Here is an 18,037-nt window from a genome sequence, read left to right on the forward strand (position 1 = left end):
AAACCGGCTTTCAGGCAGCCTGAAAGCCGGTTTTGCCGTGCCGTTTGCGGTTTCAGGCAGCCTGAAACGCGGGCGGGTTTATTTGACGATCTCAAACCAACCTTTAACGAGCACCCATTCACCATTTTCCTTGGTAACCTTGACTTTATAGCTTCTTAGCGCTTTGGCGTAGGAAGAGCGGTCGCTGAATACATTGATTTCGCAAGTAAACACACCCTTCTTGATGTAGCCGCCGCTGGTTCGGGCGCAGGATTGGCCTACCGTCAGATGGGTTCCGGGCGGCAGTTTGTCCACGATCGGCTGCGCCAGCTTGCGCACGGTTTCCTGGTTGGGCGGCACAAAGGTAATGTCGCCGGTGCTGAAATATTTGTAGCCGGCAAACACAATGGCGGCCGTTATGATGAAGTTAAGCAGTTTTCCTAAGTCCATTAGTCGTTCCTTTCGTATCGTAAAAAACCAACAAGTTTATCCGCCAAACATGCGGCGTGCCAATTCTGAAGTTATTCCGCTTTCAGCACCGACAAATCGGTCTGGCCGGCGGCCGTTTCATTGTCTGCCCTTTCAGGCTGCTTGGCAGCTTCTTCCGCCGCCTGCCGCCGTTTCTCCGCCAGATACAGCCCGATTTGGCGCACCAATTCCTGCGTGCCCTGATGCGCCAGCGCGCTGATTTCAAATAGGCGCGGGGTTTCGGTGTCGAAGCCGAAACGGTCGTCTGGCGCGGGGAACTGCCAGCCGGTGGCTTCAAGGAAAGCGGCTTTGCGCGCGGCGGCTTCTTCGGGGCTGAGCATGTCCAGTTTGTTCAGCACCAGCCAGCGCGGTTTGTCGTAGAGTTCGGCGTCGTATTTGCGCAGCTCGTTGACGATGGCCAGCGCTTCGGCGGCGGGATCGACGCTGTCGTCAAACGGCGCCAGATCGACCACGTGCAGCAGCAGGCCGGTGCGCGAGAGGTGTTTGAGAAAGCGGTGTCCCAGCCCCGCGCCTTCGGCGGCGCCTTCGATCAGACCCGGGATGTCGGCCATCACAAAGCTGTGGTTTTCGTCCAGCCGCACCACGCCGAGATTGGGGTGCAGGGTGGTGAAGGGGTAGTCGGCCACTTTCGGGCGGGCGGCGGAAACAGCGCTAATCAGCGTCGATTTGCCGGCGTTGGGCATGCCCAACAGGCCGACGTCGGCCAGCACTTTCAGTTCCAACAGCAGGCGGCGGCTTTCGCCTTCTTCGCCCGGCGTGGCCTGCTTGGGCGCGCGGTTGACCGACGATTTGAAATGCAGGTTGCCCAACCCGCCTTTGCCGCCGCGCGCCAGGCAGACGCGCTGGCCGTGGCGGGTGAGATCGGCGACGGTTTCGTCGGTGTCGATGTCGCGGATCAGCGTGCCGACGGGCATTTTCAGTTCGATGTCGTCGGCGCCCGCGCCGTAGCGGTCGGAGCCGTGGCCTTTTTCGCCGTTTTTGGCTTGGTAGCGTTTGATAAAACGGTATTCCACCAGCGTGTTGGTGTTTTCGTCGGCCACCGCAAACACGCTGCCGCCGCGTCCGCCGTCGCCGCCGTCGGGGCCGCCGCGCGGCACGAATTTTTCGCGGCGGAAGCTGGCCGCGCCGTTGCCGCCGCGTCCGGCCGCCACTTCGATTTTGGCTTCGTCGATAAACTTCATAATCTCTTTCGCCGGGCTTTTCAGGCTGCCTGAAAACCCGAAATGGGAAAACGGCGCATTATACAGGAAGCGGCGCGGGGCTTTGGCTATAATCATGCCCGGCCAGGCAGCCTGAAAGGACGATGATGGACAATCAAACAGAACGCAGCTGGTGGCGCGCGGTGCAGACGGCGCTTGCCGGCAACCTGCTGACCGGCGCCGCATCGAATCTGGCTTTTTTGGTGTTTTTCAGCACACTGGGAGACCGGAGCGAAATCTTTGGCCTATTCCTGATGGTATTGCTGCCGTGGAACCTGTTTTGTGCATTGATTGCTGCGGCCGCCGCCGGTATGGCGGGCTGGATGCTGTACGATCGGGCATGGCATCCGCGCTGGCGGCGCAGGTTGTTTGCCGCTTCGCTGCTGTGGGGACTGACTTCCTGCGTTGCCGTGATCACGCTGATTCCAAGCTGGGTTTTGGTCTGGCCGTGCAGCATGCTGCTGACCTACTTCTGCCTGCGGCCGCCAAAAGGCTTCGGCAAGGCAGCCTGAAAGGCGGAAAACAGGTTTTTCAGGCTGCCTTGTCCGGCGTTTACGGCTGCAGCCGTCCGCCCTTAATCTGCAGGCCGCCCAGCCGTCCGGCGAGGCCGTGGTGGCGCAGCGCGTGGGTGATGGCGACGGCCAGACCGTCGGCGGCGTCGGCCTGCGGCGTGCCGGAGAGATTCAGCATCTGCACCACCATATGCTGCACCTGCTCTTTGGCCGCCTTGCCGCGCCCGACCACCGACTGCTTGACCTGCAGCGCGGTGTATTCGTAAACCGGCAGCCCGCGCAGCACCAGCGCCGCCAGCGCCGCACCGCGCGCCTGGCCGAGCATCAGCGTGGCGGCGGGATTGACGTTAACAAACACTTGCTCCACCGCTGCCTGTGCGGGGTGGTAGGTGGCGATCAACTCGTCGATATGCTCGACGATCACGCCGATGCGGCCGGCCAGCTCGTCTTTGGGGATGGTTTTGATGCAGCCTGAAGCCACATAAACCTGCTCGCGGCCGATAACGTCGATAATGCCGAAACCGGTGCTGCGGCTGCCGGGGTCGATGCCTAAAATTCTTAAGGGGCGCTGGCTCATGGCGGAACGGGGAAAACGGAAAAGGCGGCGATTATATAGCGAAAGGCAGCCTGAAAAGGTTTTCAGGCTGCCTTTTGTCATTGGGCAAACGCTTATTGCGGTTGCAGTTGGATAACGATGTTCTGCGTGTTTTCGCCGCCGGTTTTGCTGCCGCGCAGGGAATGGCTTTCGGTCATGCATTGGTATTCGCGGGTGTGCCGCCACAGGGTGCATACGGTGCGCCGTTTGCCGTGCGCCTGCATCAGGCAGCTTTCGGTTTCGCCGTCAAATGCTTCGGCATAGCTGTAGCCCCACGCTTTGCAGCGTTTTTTCGCCATTTCCAGCGCAGCATCGTTATCAGGCAGACGAGTGTCTTTCCAGCCTTTTTTGTAGGACAGTTTGACGGTGCCGTCGGAGCGGCTGCCGCCGACACTTTCCCATTCCAAGGGCGGCAGGGGGCGGGCGCAAGAAGCAAGCAGTACGGCGGCAAATAGACCCATTAACGGCAGGCGGGCAACGGAAAACGGCAGGCGTTTCATCAAATCGTCCTTTCAATTCGGTTAATCAAGGTAAAGACATGCTATAGAAATCAAGCAAGAACAATACCAATGTTAAGTCTACCAATGTTAAGTTGAGTTAATATAAGGCAGCCTGAAAACTGTTTCAGGCTGCCTTATAATCCGCCCCCATGAACACGCCCGATTCCGAATTTGACCTTGCCCTGTTTCTGAAAACCCTGCCCGCACTGCCGGGGGTGTACCGCATGATTGCCGCCGACGGCTCGGTGCTGTATGTGGGCAAGGCGGTGAACCTGAAGCGGCGAGTGTCGGGCTATTTCCAGAAAACCGCCGGCCATTCGCCGCGCATCGCGCTGATGGTCAAACAGGTGGCGCGGGTGGAGATTACCGTTACCCGCAGCGAAGCCGAGGCGCTGATTCTGGAAAATAATCTGATTAAGTCGCTGTCGCCCAAATACAATATCCTGTTTCGCGACGACAAATCCTATCCCTATCTGATGCTCTCCGGCCACGAGTTCCCGCAGATGGCCTACTACCGGGGCAGCCTGAAAAAGCCGCACCAGTATTTCGGCCCCTATCCCAATGGCTACGCGGTGCGCGACAGCATCGAGGTGCTGCAAAAAGTGTTCCAGCTGCGCACCTGCGAAGACAGCGTGTTTGCCCACCGCGAGCGCCCCTGCCTGCTGCACCAGATCAAGCGCTGCTCCGCGCCGTGCGTGGGCGCGATTTCGGCAGACGACTACCGCGCCACGGTGGAAGAAGCCGCCGCTTTTCTCAACGGCCGCACCGATGTGCTGAGCCAGACTTTGCAGCACAAAATGCAGCAGGCCGCCGCCAATCTGCAGTTTGAAGAAGCCGCGCGCTACCGCGACCAGTTGCAGGCGCTGGGGCTGGTGCAGAGCCGCCAGTTTATCGACAGCCGCAACCCCGACGCCCCGCACAATATCGATATTCTCGCGCTGGCAGTAGAGCAGGGAGGCGTGTGCATCAACTGGACCAGCATTCGCGGCGGCCGCCACGTCGGCGACAAAAACTTCTTTCCCGACACCCGCCACGACCCCGATCCCAACGGCCAGGACTACGCCGAAGCCTTCGCCGCCCAGCACTATCTGGGCAAAACCAAGCCCGATCTCGTCATCAGCAATTTCAGGCTGCCTGAAAGCCTGCAGGAAGCCGTCAGCAGCGAGCACGGCAAGGCCGTCCAATTCGTTTCCAACACGCGCGGCGAGCGCAAAGTATGGCTCGACATGGCGGTGCAGAACGCCCGCCTTGCCCTGTCGCGCCACCTGCTGCAAAACAGCAGCCAGATCCGGCGCACCGCCGCGCTGGCCGAACTCATCGGCCTGCCCGAAGCCGAATTGCAGCGGCTCGAATGCTTCGACATCAGCCACACCCAGGGCGAAGCCACCGTCGCATCCTGCGTGGTGTACGACGAACACGCCATCCAGCCCGCCCAATACCGCCGCTACAACATCACCACCGCCAAAGCCGGCGACGACTACGCCGCCATGCGCGAAGTGCTCACCCGCCGCTACGGCAAACTCGCCGAAGCCCAGGCCAACGGCGAAATCGTGCGCTGGCCGGACGCCGTGCTGATCGACGGTGGCAAAGGCCAAATCGGCATGGCGCTCGAAGTTTGGGAAGAACTCGGCCTGAGCATCCCGCTGATCGGCATCGCCAAAGGCCCCGAGCGCAAAGCCGGCTTGGAAGAACTGATCCTGCCCTTCCAAAACCGCACCCTGCGCCTGCCCGACAACAGCCCCGCCCTGCACCTGCTGCAAACCGTGCGCGACGAATCCCACCGCTTCGCCATCACCGGCCACCGCAAAAAACGCGACAAAGCCCGCATCACATCGTCGCTCAACGACATCGCCGGCATCGGCAGCAAACGTAAAGCCGCCCTGCTCACCCGCTTCGGCGGCCTGCGCGGCATCCAGGCCGCCAGCATCGACGACCTTGCCCAAACCGAAGGCATCAGCCGCGCACTGGCGGAAAAGATTTACGCCGCGCTGCACACGCATGCGTAAATGCAAAAAGGTAGCCTGAAAACGGTTTAAGCGGTTTTCAGGCTGCTTTTGCGGCGAAACACCCGTTTCAGGCAGCCTGAAACGGGTGTTGTGCGTTTGGGCGGGTTTAATGGCGCCGCGCTTTGAAGCCGATCAGGTGGCGGCGGGTGGCGGCCCAGGCGCCGGCGATGCCGAGCAGGCAGACGACGATCAGCACCGATACCGTTTCCCACCAATAGAAAGTGCGCCACTGCAGATTGATGCCGTAGGGCTGGAAAATCTGGGTAATCAGCGGGCGGGTCTGCGCCATCAGCCAGGTGCACAGGATAAGGCTGAGCAGGGCGGAAAGCAGGCTCTGCCAGGCGGCCTGGTAGAGAAAGGGGCGGCGCACAAAGGAAGAGGGCGCGCCCAGCAGTTTGGTGATTTCGATTTCTTCTTTGCGGCTGAGAATCTGCAGGCGGATGGTGTTGTGCGCCACCAGCACGAAGGCAAAGCCCAGCGTTACCGCCAGAAACCAGAAAATCTGGTTGGCCAGGGTGTTGAGACGGTAGAGGGTCTGCATCCATTCCTGGTCGAGCTGGGTGCTTTCCACCATCGGATAGGCGGCAAGGTCTTTTTGCAGCGCGAGCACCGCCTGCGGGTCGGCATCGGCGGGGGTGATGACAAAGGCGTCGGGCAGCGGGTTTTCGTCGAGCATCGACACCACTTCCTGCGTGCCCATCGCCGCTTTCATTTCTTCCAGCCCTTCGGCTTTGGCAACAAAACGGCTCTCTTTTACCCGCGGGTCGCCGGCGAGCAGTTTTTGCACGGCGTCGGTATCCGCGCCGGCGGCGCCCATGTCCATATACAGGGTGATCTGCGGCACGCCGCTTAGGCGGTCGAGCACGTTTTTGCTGCTTTGCACGCCCAAGTAGAGCGTTAGCGGCAGGGTCATGGCGATGGCGAGCATGGCGAGTATCATCAGCGCGGCCAGCGGCTGTTTGAAGAAATAGGCGGCGGCGCGGCGGGCGCTTTCCCAATGGAGCGACAGATAATTCATGATGCGAACCTGCCTTCCTGCAGGCGCAGGATGCGGTGGCCGTAGTCCTGCATCAGGGTTTCGTCGTGCGCCGACACGATGACGGTGGTGCCGGCTTCGTGAAAGGTTTTAAACAGTTCCATAATGTCGAGCGCGTAGGCACGGTCGAGGTTGGCCGAAGGTTCATCGGCAATCAGCAGGCTGGGCTGGTGGACGACGGCGCGGGCGATGCACAGACGCTGCTGCTCACCGCCGGAGAGACCGCGCGGGTCGGCGGTTTCACGGCCACCCAAACCGACTTTTTCAATCGCGATGCGGGCGCGTTTGTCGGCGGTTTTGCTGTCGTAACCGATAATCCGCAAGGGCAGCAGCACGTTTTCCAGCACGTTGCGGTCAAACAGGATTTTGTGGTCTTGGAATACGATGCCGATGTGCTGGCGCAGGTAGCACAGCTGGTTGTCGGAAAGGCGGCCGATGTCCTGTTTGTTCATCAGCACGCGGCCGCCGCTGGGGCGGGTGATGCCGGAAATCAGCTTCAGCACCGTCGATTTGCCGGCGCCGGAATGGCCGGCGATGAAAATCATCTCGCCTTTGGCAATGGCGAAGCTGACGTTTTTCAGAGCCTGAAAACCGCCCTGATAGGTTTTGGATACGGATTCGAATCGAATCATGGATCAAGCACTCCCGTGTTTTCAGGCTGCCTGCAGACGCGGGCGCAGACAGGCAAAGGTGGAGATTATAAGCGGACTTTGCGCGCCGCCCCAAACGCTGCCGCCGGCCGCTTGGCGGCGCTTGCGGCAAAAAAGCGCCGTTAAACAGAAAATTGCCGTAGTAAAGGCAAATTTTGCTATAATCGCGGCTTTTCGCGCAGCAGCGGCAGTCTGAAAAACAGGCAGCCTGAAAATACCGTCAAGGCTGCGCCAATCCGAAACCAGACAGGAGATTTATCATCGCACAAGAACGCGAAGCACGTATCAACGGCGAAATCACCGCCAAAGAAGTGCGTTTAATCAGTGGTACGGGCGAACAGCTCGGCGTGGTATCCGTAAAAGAAGCCCTCGCATTGGCCGAAGAGCAGGACGTGGACCTGGTGGAGATTTCCCCCACCGCCAAACCGCCTGTGTGCAAGCTGATGGACTTTGGCAAATACAAATACGAGCAGTCGAAAAAACGCGACGAAGCCAAGAAAAAACAGAAGCAGGTGCAGATTAAGGAAATCAAATTCCGCCCGGGCACCGACGAAGGCGATTACCAAATCAAAATGCGCAACATCGTGCGCTTTTTGAGCGAAGGCGACAAAGTCAAAGTTACCCTGCGTTTTCGCGGCCGCGAGATGGCGCACCAGCAGCTGGGCGCCCAACTGCTCGAGCGCGTGAAAGAAGATTTGGCGGAAATCGGCCAAGTGGAGCAGTTCCCGAAAATGGAAGGCCGTCAGATGGTGATGATGATTGCGCCGAAAAAGAAATAAGCCTATAATCCCGCGCCTTTCGCATCCGCCGCGCGCGAAAGGCGTTTTTCAGCGGCAAAAACCGTGGCAGCGGGTTTCAAGTGCGGATTTTTCCGCCTCCTTCTGCCTTATCCTATAAGTAACCCGGAGTTTTCCATGCCTAAAATGAAAACCAAATCCAGCGCGAAAAAACGCTTCAAAGTGCTGGGCAACGGCGGCGTGAAACGCGCCCACGCGTTCAAACGCCACATTCTGACCAAGAAAACCACCAAAAACAAACGCCAGCTGCGCGGCACCTCTATGGTGAACGACCGCGATTTGGCTTCTGTTGCCAAAATGTTGCCCTACGCATAAGGAGATTGAAACATGCCACGCGTAAAACGCGGTGTAACCGCACGAGCCCGTCATAAAAAAGTATTAGCATTGGCCAAAGGCTACCGCGGCCGCCGTAAAAACGTCTACCGCGTTGCCAAGCAGGCGGTAATGAAAGCAGGCCAGTACGCCTACCGCGACCGCCGCCAGCGCAAACGCCAGTTCCGCCAGCTGTGGATCGCCCGTATCAATGCCGGCGCCCGCCAAAACGGCCTGTCTTACAGCAAATTCATGAACGGCCTGAAACGCGCCGCCATCGAGCTGGACCGCAAAGTATTGGCAGACTTGGCCGTATTCGACAAAGCCGCCTTCGCGCAGCTGGTTGAAAAAGCCAAAGCCGCTCTGGCCTAATCCGCCGCAGCCGCAATGATTCAAGGGAAACCGTTTTCGGTTTCCCTTGTTTTTTCGTGTTGTCCGGCGTGCCTGCCTAGACGAAACCGGCAGGGTAGGGCGGTGGCGTATTGCCGCTTGCAGGCAATATGGCTCAAACCAAGCATGCAAAAAAGCAGCCTGAAAAGCACCAATCGGCTTTTCAGGCTGCTTTTATTGCGCGTCTGGCCAAATCAAACGTGGAAACTTTCGCCGCAGCCGCAAGACTCTTTCACGTTCGGGTTTTGGAACTTAAAGCCTTCCTGCAAGCCTTCTTTGGCGTAGTCCAGTTCGGTGCCGTCCAAATAAACGTGGCTTTTGGGATCGACGAATACTTTGACGCCGTGTTCTTCAAAAACCAAGTCGTCGGGATCGACGGTGTCGGCGAATTCGACGGTGTAGGCCAAGCCCGAGCAGCCGCTGGTTTTCACGCCCAAGCGCACGCCTTCGCCTTTGCCGCGTTTTTCGAGAAAGTCGCGGATGCGTTCGGCGGCATTGCTGGTGATGGTAATCATAATTTTGCCCTTTCAGAATGAGTGTGTCCGATATGCGGGCGATTGTACCGCAAACAAGGTTTTCAGGCTGCCTGAAAAACCACAACCGAGTGCGGGGAATCGGTGTCGCGGTTTAGTGCGACATAATCTGGCGCAGAAACTGGCGCGCGCGTTCGGTTTTCGGTGCGGTGAAAAACTGTTCGGGCGTCGAGTCTTCGAGAATCTGCCCCTGATCGACAAACACGATGCGGTCGGCCGCTTCGCGGGCGAAGCCCATTTCGTGGGTAACGCACATCATGGTCATGCCGCTGAAAGCCAGCTCTTTAATCACTTTGAGCACTTCGCCCACCATTTCTGGGTCGAGCGCCGAAGTCGGCTCGTCAAACAGCATCACGCGCGGCTCCATTGCCAGGCCGCGGGCGATGGCGACACGCTGCTGCTGGCCGCCGGAAAGCTCGGTGGGAAAAGCGTCGGCCTTGTGCGCCAGCCCCACCGTTTCCAGCAGCGCACGCGCTTTTTCTTCCGCCGCCGCCTTGCTCAGGCCTTTGACTTTAACCGGCGAGAGCGTGATGTTGTCGAGCACGCTCAGGTGCGGATAAAGATTGAAGTGTTGGAACACAAAGCCGACTTCGGTGCGCAGGCGGTTGAGATCGGTTTTCGGGTCGGCCACATTGACGCCGTCCACCCAGATTTCGCCGCCCTGCACCGGCTCGAGCTGGTTGACGGTGCGGATCAGCGTCGATTTGCCGCTGCCAGAAGGGCCGCACACCACCACCACTTCACCTTTGCGGATGTCGAGACTGACGCCGTTGATTACATGCAGGTTGTTGAAATGTTTGTGGACGTTTTGAAAGCTGACCACGATGTCGGAAGCGGGTTTTGCCATGGGGTTCTCCAAAGTAGGGCGGGCATTTTCAGGCTGCCTGCGCGGCCAGGCGGTTGCTCAGGGCGACGTAGCGCTCGGGCGCGACGGCTTCGGCACGCTGCTGAGGGTCGATGCCGGCGGCGGCCATGTCTGCTTCGCCGGCCAGCCCTTTCAGATTGTTGCGCAGGGTTTTGCGCCGTTGGGAAAAAGCCTGTCTGACCAGCGCGGCAAAGCCGTCGAAATCGGCGGCGGTGCCGATGCGGCCGCTCTGCGGAATCATGCGCACCACCGCCGAATCGACTTTCGGCGCGGGCGTAAACGATTCGGGCGGTACGTCGATCAGTTTTTCCATATCGAAAAAATACTGCAGCATCACGCTCAGGCGGCCGTAATCGTTGCTTTCAGGCTGCGCCACCATGCGCTCGACCACTTCTTTTTGCAGCATAAAGTGCATGTCTTCGATTTCGCCGGCATAGGTGCTGAGCTTGAACAGCAGCGGCGTGGAAATATTGTAGGGCAGGTTGCCGACGATTTTTTTGCGCCCGGGCACGCCGGAAAAATCAAACTGCAGCACGTCGCCTTCGTGGATTTGCAGTTTGGCGGCAAAGGGCTGCGCGCGCAGGTAGGCGATGATGTCGCGGTCGATTTCGCAAACATGCAGCCGGCTCAGGCGGCGGCACAGCGGCTCGGTAATTGCCGCCAGCCCGGGGCCGATTTCGATAACGGTGTCTTCAGGCTGCGGCCGCACGGCATTGACGATGTCCTGAATGATGCGCGTGTCCTGCAGGAAATTCTGGCCGAAGCGCTTGCGTGCCTGATGGGGTTTCATGGAAATGTGCCGGAAATCAAAAGGGCGCCATTGTACCGAAAAGCATTGGTACTGTGCGGAAAACGGCTAAAAGCAGCCTGAAAGGGATTTTCAGGCTGCTTTTGGTTTTCAGGCTGCCTTTATTTGGGTTAAAGCGGATAACAGACAGCCTGAAAACGGTTTAACCGCGCCGGCGCTCGAGTCCGTCGAAAAAAGCGAGCAGGGTGTCGGGCAGCCAGCGCAGGTGGCCGCGGCCGCCGCCGCTGACAAAGCCGCAATGGCCGCCGTGCTCGGGCTGCAGCAGGCAGACGCTGGGCGAGATATCGGCGGCAGTAGGCAGGCTGTCGGCGGGAACAAAGGGATCGTTGCGCGCGTTCAGCAGCAGCGTCGGCACGGCAATGTTTTTCAGCAGCGGCTTGGCGGACGATTGGGCGTAATAGTCGTCCTTATCGGCAAAACCGTGCAGCGGCGCGGTGTAGCGGTTGTCAAACTCCGCCAGCGAGCGGCAGAAACGGCGGCGGCCGGCCGGCACTTTGCCCATCAGCGTGTGCATGAAATAGGGCGTGTAGAGCAGGCGCGACAGCCCGCTTTCGAGCAGGCGGCTGCCGGCGCCCAAATCGAGCGGCGAAGAAACCGTTGCCGCGGCGGCGGGCAGGGCGGCGCTGCCCTGTTCGCCAAGGTATTTCGCCAGCACATTGCCGCCCAGCGACACGCCGACGGCGTAAATCCGCCGGTAGCGCTGCGCCAAAAGCGCGAGCATATGCGCTGCTTCGCGGGTGTCGCCGCTGTGGTAAAGCCGTTTGGACGCCACGCCGCCGCAAGAGCGGAAATGGGCGACCACGCCGTGCCAGCCGTGCGCGCGCACGCGGTGCATCAGTTCGACGGCGTAATGGCTGGTGCTGCTGCCTTCGAGTCCGTGAAACAGCACCACCAGTGGCGCGTCGGGGTCGGCGGCATCGACAAAATCGTAGGCGGCCAAATCTTCGCCGTAGCTGTCGGGCAGCAGCTCGCGGCGGTAGGCGGGCGGCGGCGACTGCAGGGCTTTGGCGTACAGCGTTTGCGCATGGCCGCCCTTGAGCCAGGGCGGCGCCTGCAGCGGCGGCAGCTGTTGCAGCAGATCGTGCGGATTCATGGCAAAACTTTGCGATAACAAAAACGGCGGCCAGTATAGGAAAGCACGGCGGCAGCGGCAAGGGCAGCCTGAAAACTATCCGGCGCGCGAAAAAGGTGCTGCTCATTCTTTTCAGGCTGCTTTCGGGATTGGGATTCGCCGGCGGGCGGCAAAGGGCTTTCAGGCTGCCTACAGCGCCTGCGGCAAGGCGGTTTTATCCGGTTTTCGCTATGGCAAAGACAGGCAATTCTTGCTAGACTACACGCCGCAACAAACCGCCTGTGCCGGCACGGAGCGCAGGCGGATTTCCACCACCAACCGCCTTAACTAAATGGAGAATGGCATGAGCAACCTAGATTCCCTGTTCCAGCAGATCAAACAGCGCGATCCGAACCAAACCGTATTCCACCAAGCCGTTGAAGAAGTATTCGGCAGCCTGAAACCGTTTTTGGACAAAAACCCGCAATACACCAAAGCCGGCCTGCTGGAGCGCATCGTCGAGCCCGAGCGCGTGATTATGTTCCGCATCTCCTGGGTGGACGACCAAGGCCAAGTGCAGGTAAACCGCGGCTACCGCATCCAGATGAACTCCGTCATCGGCCCCTACAAAGGCGGCCTGCGCTTCCACCCCACCGTAGATTTGGGCGTGCTCAAATTCCTGGCTTTCGAACAAGTCTTCAAAAATGCGCTGACCACCCTGCCGATGGGCGGCGGTAAAGGCGGTTCCGACTTCGATCCCAAAGGCAAATCCGACGCCGAAGTGATGCGTTTCTGCCAAGCCTTTATGACCGAACTTTCCCGCCACATCGGCGCCGATCTGGACGTGCCCGCCGGCGACATCGGCGTGGGCGCGCGCGAAATCGGCTATCTCTACGGCCAATACCGCCGCGTACGCAACGAATTCACTTCCGTACTCACCGGCAAAGGCCTGACCTACGGCGGCAGCCTGATCCGCCCCGAAGCCACCGGCTACGGCACCGTGTACTTCGCCCGCAACATGCTCAAAACCAAAGGCGACAGCTTCGACGGCAAACGCGTGGTGATTTCCGGCTCCGGCAACGTTGCCCAATACGCCGCCCAAAAAGCCCTGCAGCTGGGCGCCAAAGTGCTGACCGTTTCCGACTCTTCCGGCTTCGTCAAATTCCCCGATTCCGGCATGACCGAAGCCCACTTCGACGCGCTGCAGGAAGTGAAAAACGTCCGCCGCGAGCGCCTGTCGGTGTTTGCCAAAGAGCAGGGTCTGGAATACTTCGAAGGCAAACGTCCGTGGGGCGTGGCCTGCGACATCGCGCTGCCCTGCGCCACCCAGAACGAACTGGATGAAAACGACGCCAAAGAGCTGCTGAAAAACGGCGTCAAATGCGTGGCCGAAGGCGCCAATATGCCCTCCACCCTCGGCGCGGTTGAAGCCTTTATCGGCGCGAAAATCCTTTACGCCCCGGGCAAGGCCTCCAACGCCGGCGGCGTCGCCACTTCCGGTCTGGAAATGAGCCAAAACGCCATCCGCCTGTCTTGGAGCGCCGAAGAAGTTGACCAACGCCTGCACGGCATCATGGAAAACATCCATGAAAACTGCGTTGCCAACGGCAGCGAAGGCGGCTATGTGAACTACGTAAACGGCGCCAACATCGCCGGCTTCAAGAAAGTTGCCGAAGCCATGCTGGCACAAGGCGTAATCTAATCCCCGCCTAAACGCGCGGCGGTTCGGACTCTTTAGAGTATCCGAGCCGCCGCGTTTTTTTGTGCCGGCAGGGCAGGGCGCAGGCAGCCTGAAAGCCGGGTTTTCGGTTTTCAGGCTGCTTTGGGGTTGCGCAGTTTGCTGCCCATCGGCAGGTCGTAGGTTGGGTCGAGCCCCAACAAAATCTTTAAGCGTTAAAAATGTTGGGTTTGGCAACCCAACCTACCTGCTTTCAGGCTGCTTTTGGGTTGCGTAGTTTGCTGCCCGCAGGCAGCCTGAAACGGTAAACAGGCAAAGCAAACAGACAAAAAGCAGCCTGAAAGCGCAATATCGGCTTTCAGGCTGCCTGATTGGGGCGGATGCCGTTTTAGAAACGGTATTTCACTTGGGCATTCACCGAGCTGTTGTGCCAGTGCGAAGCGCGGATGTGCTGCAGGGCAAGGCCGAGCTTCCAGTTTTCGCTGACGCTGTAGGCGGCGCCGGCGGCAAGGTTGAAGCGCGTTTTCTTGTCGCTGCTGTCGAGCGCGACGCTGATGCCGGTGTTTTTCACCGTGGTGTGCTCGGCGGTTTTGCGCTGCAGATCGCGGGCAAGGCCGGCTTTGCCGAACACGGTCAGCTGGTCGTTGAACGAATACAGCGCGCTGATGCCGAGTTTGGCGGCGGTGGCTTTGGTGTTCATGCCATCAAGATACTGGGTGGCGGAAACATCGATGTTTTTGGCGTCCACCTTGGCGTATTGCAGCGAGAACTCGGGTTTCAGCGCCAGCGACGAGAGCATAAAGGTTTTGTTCACGCCCACGCCGAAACTGTAGAGCTTGCCCGCATCTTTGAGCTTGTTCCAGCCCAGCGTGCCATAGATGCCGATGCCGTGCGGCGCGGCATAGCCGTAGCCGAGATCCAGGCCGTAGCCTTCGGTTTTGACGGTTTTCTCAACGCTGCCGAAACGCTCTTCCCAGCGGTTGTCCAGGCGGTTGGCGCCGGCGGCGATAAGGTGGCGGCCGAAGGCGTGTGATGCGCCGACGCCGATGCCGTAGTCGCGGCTTTTGCCGGAAATGCCGTCCATTTTCAGGCGGGAAGCGGAGCCGGTGTAATCCAGCCATACCGCGCCGTTTTGGCCGGCCGCTTCGCCCAGTTTTTCGGCAAACCGCTCGTTCTGCATCATATCGGTGTCGATTTGGTTGTGCTGGCTGTGCAGATGGGTGTCGGTGCCTTGGGCAAACAGGGTTTCGGTCAGCTGGCGGCTTTGGGTGTAGATGCGGGCGGCGGCCAGTTGCCCGTCGTTCAGGCTGCCTTGCTCGGCGGCCTGGTCGAAGGCGGCGAATACCTGCTCCAGTTTGCGGGCATCGCGGCCGGCGCCTTCGTAGGCGGATGCCGGTACCACTTTGCCGACTTCGTTGCGCTTGCTGCTGACGGTGATGGCGCTGCTGTTTTGGTTTACCTGGTTTTCAATCAGGCCGTTGGTTTTGTCGTTTACTTTAAAGCTGCCATTGATGTTTTTGGCGGTGAGCAGGGTTTCGGTTTGGCCGACTTTGGTGGCGTAGCCGCTGTAGGCGCCGGTAATGTTCAGCACGCTGTTGCCGGAAATGTCGGCGTTGCCGCTGACTTTCACCGCCGAGCCGATGGCTTTGTCGAGCGTGCCGCCGTTGAATTTCAGGCTGCCGTCGATGTAAAAATCGTTGGCGGTTTCGGCCGAGAGCGTGCCGCCGTTGACTAAAACGTCGCCGCTGCTGATGCGGGCGTTCTGGTTGGCGCCGACGGTCAGCCGCCCGCCCGCGGTAACGACGTTGCCGGCGCGGTTGTTGCCGGCCAAAACCAGCGAGCCCTGCTGGATTTGGTTGGTGCCGGTGTAGCTGTTGTTGCCGGTTAATACCAGCGATGCGGCGCCGTTTTTCACGATGCCGCCGCTGCCGCTGATGTCGTTGTCGAAATAGTATTCGCGTTTTTTGCCGGCCACATTGAGGATTTCCTGGCCATTGACTTTGCCGTAGCCGCCCAGCGCGCGCGCTTCGTTGAGAATACCGACGCCGTAGGTGCTGTCGTTGCCTTTGGCGCCGGCGTCATCGGTGGTGCTGATCAGCGTTTTTTTCAATTCGGCGCCGCGCATCCAGTCAAAGCGCGAACGGATGCGCGCGGCGGTGGCGGAAACCACGGCGGTGGCGTTGGACGAGCCAATGGTGCCGCCGGTTTTTTTGGTATTGACGTCGGTTACATTGTGGAACTCTTTGGCGGCGATGCAGTGGTCTTTGGTGATGCCGCAGCGGTTTTCAATCACCGAACCGTCCAGATAAACGCCGGTGGCAACCAGCCAATTTTTCTCCAGCTCGCGCGCCAGCGGTGTATTGATGCGGTAGATGGCGGCGTCGATATCGGGATTGGCTTTGCCGTCGTTGCCGGCGGCAGAAACAAACAGCGCGCCTGACTGCTGCGCCATCGCACCGAAAAGGCTAGCAACCGCACTATAGTCGTTGAGCTTGCTGTAATCCTGCTCGCCGGTGGAGAAGGAATGGTTGATAACGGCGACATTGTCGCGCTTGCTCAGAATCGAAGCTTCGATTTTGATGATGTCGGCATCGGTGCTTTGCGAGAAATTCACCCCGCCAACGGCTATTTGGGCGCCTTTGGCACCATGCTGCATCATCACTTCCACCATATTGGTGCCGTGGCTGTTCAGGCCGCCGTTTTTCAAATCGGCCGTCGGTTTGGTGTCGACTTCCTTCACATTGCCTTGGGCATCGGTGGTGGTCATCTTGGCATCGACTTTGGCGCCGGTCTTGCGGGCGATGGTCAGATCGACGCCGCTGTCGGTAAGCAGGATGGTGGTGTCGCGGCCGTCGGCCTGCGCACGATCCTGATCGGACGATTTTTGGTAGTCTTTTTGCTGGCTGAAATTGCCCGGCTGCGGCTGTTTCGGCCGGTTGGGCGTGGGAGTGGCGTTGGTGTCGGGACGGCTGTTGTCGTCCCCGCTGCCGCCGCCTCCGCCGCCGCAGGCGGCCAGCAGGGCGGCGGAAATGGATACGGCAATCAGGTTTTTCTTCAGTTTCATGGTGCTGGCTTTCCTTGCAGGCGGGATGGTTCCGATGTGGCGGCCGGCGGGTCGGGATTGGTGTTTTGTGCTTGGATGCTGCGCGTTTTCAGGCAGCCGGATTCTGCCAGCATACCGCATGCCCGAATGCAAGATTTTTGCCGTTCGGCGGCAACAGGCAGCCTGAAACGGCAAAAAACGCGCATTTATCTTTTTTCAGGCTGCCTGATTGTTGGGGATTATTGTTTTTGTGCCGTTTTCATCGGGCGCGTTTCTTGCCGCTGCTGCCGCTATCGGCCACAATAGGCCGGCAGCTTCGGCTGCCCTCTACAATAACGAAATAAGGAGTCTGTTATGCCTGCCCTGCTCAAACACCCCGATCCCGACGGCCTGCTCGAGTATTCCGTGGTCTATACCGATCGTGCGCTCAACCATATGTCGCAGCAGTTCCAAACCGCTATGCGCGATTTGTCGGCGATGCTGCGCGAAGTGTATGCCGCCGATGCTGCCGCCATTGTGCCCGGCAGCGGCACCGCCGGCATGGAAGCGGTGGCGCGCCAGCTGGCGCGCGGCAAGCGCTGCCTGATTGTGCGCAACGGCTTTTTCAGTTTCCGCTGGTCGCAGATACTCGAGCGCGGCGGTTTGGCGGCCGACACGCGGGTGCTGAGCGCCCGCCGCATTGCCGAAGGCGCGCAGCAGCCCTTTGCGCCGGCGCCGATTGAAGAAGTGGAAGCCGCAATCGCCGAATTCCGTCCCGACATCGTTTTCGCCCCGCATGTGGAAACCGCTTCGGGCATGATGCTGCCGCCGGACTACATCCGCCGCCTGTCCGCCGCCGCCCATGCGGTTGGCGCGCTCACGGTAATCGACTGCATCGCTTCAGGCTGCATCTGGCTGGATATGCGCGGTTTGGGCATCGACATCCTGCTGAGCGCGCCGCAAAAAGGCTGGAGCGGCACGCCCTGCGCCGGACTGGTGATGCTGTCCGAACGCGCGGTGCAGGCGGTGCAAGACAGCGAGTCCGACAGCTTCGCGCTCGATTTGAAAAAATGGCTCGACATCATGCGCGCCTATGAACAGGGCGGCCACGCCTACCACGCCACCCTGCCCACCGATTCGCTGCTGCGCCTGCGCGACACCATGCTCGAAGCGCGCCGGATCGGTTGGGGCAACCTGAAAACCGCCCAGGAAGATTTGGGACGCGAAGTGCGCGCCCTGCTGGCGGAAAATGGCTTTGCCAGCGCCGCCGCGCCCGGCTTCGAAGCGCCCGGCGTGGTGGTCTGCTACACCGGGCGCGACGACATCCGCAGCGGCCAAGCCTTTGCCGCAGCCGGCGTGCAGATTGCCGCCGGCGTGCCGCTGCAATGCGGCGAAGGCGCCGACTTCCGAACCTTCCGCATCGGTCTGTTCGGTCTCGACAAGCTGGCCGATACCGGCCGCACGGTGCGGCTGCTGCGCCAGGCGCTCGAGCAGATTGCCGCCGGCACAGCCGTGTGAATGCGCCCGGCTTGGGCTATAATGGCAGCGCCCTTTCAGGCAGCCTGGCAGCCTGAAAGGGCGCTGCAACCTTACCGAACCCCCGACAGAAAGGCCG

18 protein-coding genes are annotated in these 18,037 nt (G+C 60.0%); 7 read left to right on the plus strand and 11 right to left on the minus strand.

The features are described 5' to 3' along the window. Positions 1-78 precede the first annotated feature (78 nt). Positions 79-429, minus strand: coding sequence for a hypothetical protein (locus OP500_RS01595; protein ID WP_238745148.1), 351 nt, complete (start codon positions 427-429; stop codon positions 79-81). 71 nt (positions 430-500) lie between these two features. Beyond that, on the minus strand, positions 501-1,649 hold the full coding sequence (gene obgE, locus OP500_RS01600) for a GTPase ObgE (protein ID WP_274070054.1): 1,149 nt from the start codon (positions 1,647-1,649) through the stop codon (positions 501-503). Positions 1,650-1,774: 125 nt separating this feature from the next. On the opposite strand from obgE, the gene OP500_RS01605 reads away from it, so the two are divergent. Further along, entirely contained in the window at positions 1,775-2,179 is a 405-nt protein-coding gene (locus OP500_RS01605; RefSeq protein WP_274069975.1) for a hypothetical protein, read from the plus strand. A gap of 40 nt (positions 2,180-2,219) precedes the next feature. Here the strand turns inward: OP500_RS01605 and ruvC are convergent, their stop codons facing one another. Further along, entirely contained in the window at positions 2,220-2,756 is a 537-nt protein-coding gene (gene ruvC / locus OP500_RS01610; RefSeq protein WP_274069976.1) for a crossover junction endodeoxyribonuclease RuvC, read from the minus strand. Between the two features lie 92 nt (positions 2,757-2,848). Next, the gene (gene yecR, locus OP500_RS01615; RefSeq protein WP_274069977.1) at positions 2,849-3,274 is read right to left on the minus strand and encodes a YecR family lipoprotein; all 426 of its coding nucleotides are present in this window, start codon (positions 3,272-3,274) and stop codon (positions 2,849-2,851) included. Positions 3,275-3,423: 149 nt separating this feature from the next. Between yecR and uvrC the strand changes: the two genes are divergently transcribed. Continuing rightward, positions 3,424-5,280: an excinuclease ABC subunit UvrC gene (gene uvrC, locus OP500_RS01620; protein ID WP_274069978.1), complete on the plus strand. Its 1,857-nt coding sequence runs from the start codon at positions 3,424-3,426 to the stop codon at positions 5,278-5,280. Between the two features lie 106 nt (positions 5,281-5,386). Here uvrC and ftsX read toward each other — a convergent pair whose 3' ends face one another. Then, complete coding sequence (gene ftsX / locus OP500_RS01625; RefSeq protein ID WP_274070055.1) at positions 5,387-6,301, minus strand: permease-like cell division protein FtsX; 915 nt, start codon at positions 6,299-6,301, stop codon at positions 5,387-5,389. Further along, positions 6,295-6,948 (minus strand): cell division ATP-binding protein FtsE, encoded by a 654-nt coding sequence (locus OP500_RS01630; protein WP_274069979.1) that lies wholly within the window; start codon positions 6,946-6,948, stop codon positions 6,295-6,297. The genes ftsX and OP500_RS01630 overlap by 7 nt, the downstream gene beginning before the upstream one ends. A 275-nt stretch (positions 6,949-7,223) precedes the next feature. On the opposite strand from OP500_RS01630, the gene infC reads away from it, so the two are divergent. The 3 genes from infC (at position 7,224) to rplT (ending at position 8,447) form a co-directional block, all read left to right on the plus strand. Further along, on the plus strand, positions 7,224-7,745 hold the full coding sequence (gene infC, locus OP500_RS01635; RefSeq protein ID WP_328516363.1) for a translation initiation factor IF-3: 522 nt from the start codon (positions 7,224-7,226) through the stop codon (positions 7,743-7,745). Positions 7,746-7,880: 135 nt separating this feature from the next. Continuing rightward, positions 7,881-8,078: a 50S ribosomal protein L35 gene (gene rpmI / locus OP500_RS01640; protein WP_002232040.1), complete on the plus strand. Its 198-nt coding sequence runs from the start codon at positions 7,881-7,883 to the stop codon at positions 8,076-8,078. Positions 8,079-8,090: 12 nt separating this feature from the next. Then, complete coding sequence (rplT, locus tag OP500_RS01645; RefSeq protein WP_197902937.1) at positions 8,091-8,447, plus strand: 50S ribosomal protein L20; 357 nt, start codon at positions 8,091-8,093, stop codon at positions 8,445-8,447. Positions 8,448-8,659: 212 nt separating this feature from the next. On the opposite strand, the gene iscA is transcribed toward rplT, so the two are convergent. From iscA to OP500_RS01665, 4 genes are all read right to left on the minus strand, one after another. Next, complete coding sequence (iscA, locus tag OP500_RS01650) at positions 8,660-8,980, minus strand: iron-sulfur cluster assembly protein IscA (protein ID WP_238745135.1); 321 nt, start codon at positions 8,978-8,980, stop codon at positions 8,660-8,662. Between the two features lie 112 nt (positions 8,981-9,092). Continuing rightward, a complete protein-coding gene (locus OP500_RS01655; RefSeq protein ID WP_274070057.1) occupies positions 9,093-9,821 on the minus strand; it encodes an amino acid ABC transporter ATP-binding protein in 729 nt (242 codons plus the stop codon). Between the two features lie 52 nt (positions 9,822-9,873). Continuing rightward, the gene (gene rsmA, locus OP500_RS01660) at positions 9,874-10,653 is read right to left on the minus strand and encodes a 16S rRNA (adenine(1518)-N(6)/adenine(1519)-N(6))-dimethyltransferase RsmA (RefSeq protein WP_274069982.1); all 780 of its coding nucleotides are present in this window, start codon (positions 10,651-10,653) and stop codon (positions 9,874-9,876) included. Positions 10,654-10,813: 160 nt separating this feature from the next. Next, positions 10,814-11,764: a YheT family hydrolase gene (locus OP500_RS01665; RefSeq protein ID WP_274069983.1), complete on the minus strand. Its 951-nt coding sequence runs from the start codon at positions 11,762-11,764 to the stop codon at positions 10,814-10,816. Positions 11,765-12,086: 322 nt separating this feature from the next. On the opposite strand from OP500_RS01665, the gene gdhA reads away from it, so the two are divergent. Then, on the plus strand, positions 12,087-13,424 hold the full coding sequence (gene gdhA / locus OP500_RS01670) for an NADP-specific glutamate dehydrogenase (RefSeq protein ID WP_274069984.1): 1,338 nt from the start codon (positions 12,087-12,089) through the stop codon (positions 13,422-13,424). Between the two features lie 364 nt (positions 13,425-13,788). On the opposite strand, the gene OP500_RS01675 is transcribed toward gdhA, so the two are convergent. After that, positions 13,789-16,464, minus strand: a complete 2,676-nt coding sequence (locus OP500_RS01675; RefSeq protein ID WP_274069985.1) for a S8 family serine peptidase — start codon at positions 16,462-16,464, stop codon at positions 13,789-13,791. A 333-nt stretch (positions 16,465-16,797) separates the two neighbouring features. On the opposite strand from OP500_RS01675, the gene OP500_RS01680 reads away from it, so the two are divergent. After that, entirely contained in the window at positions 16,798-17,940 is a 1,143-nt protein-coding gene (locus OP500_RS01680) for an aminotransferase class V-fold PLP-dependent enzyme (RefSeq protein ID WP_274069986.1), read from the plus strand. Positions 17,941-18,037 lie beyond the last annotated feature (97 nt).

The organism is Kingella sp. SNUBH-2017 (assembly GCF_028680565.1).
Classification (GTDB): domain Bacteria; phylum Pseudomonadota; class Gammaproteobacteria; order Burkholderiales; family Neisseriaceae; genus Kingella_D; species Kingella_D pumchi.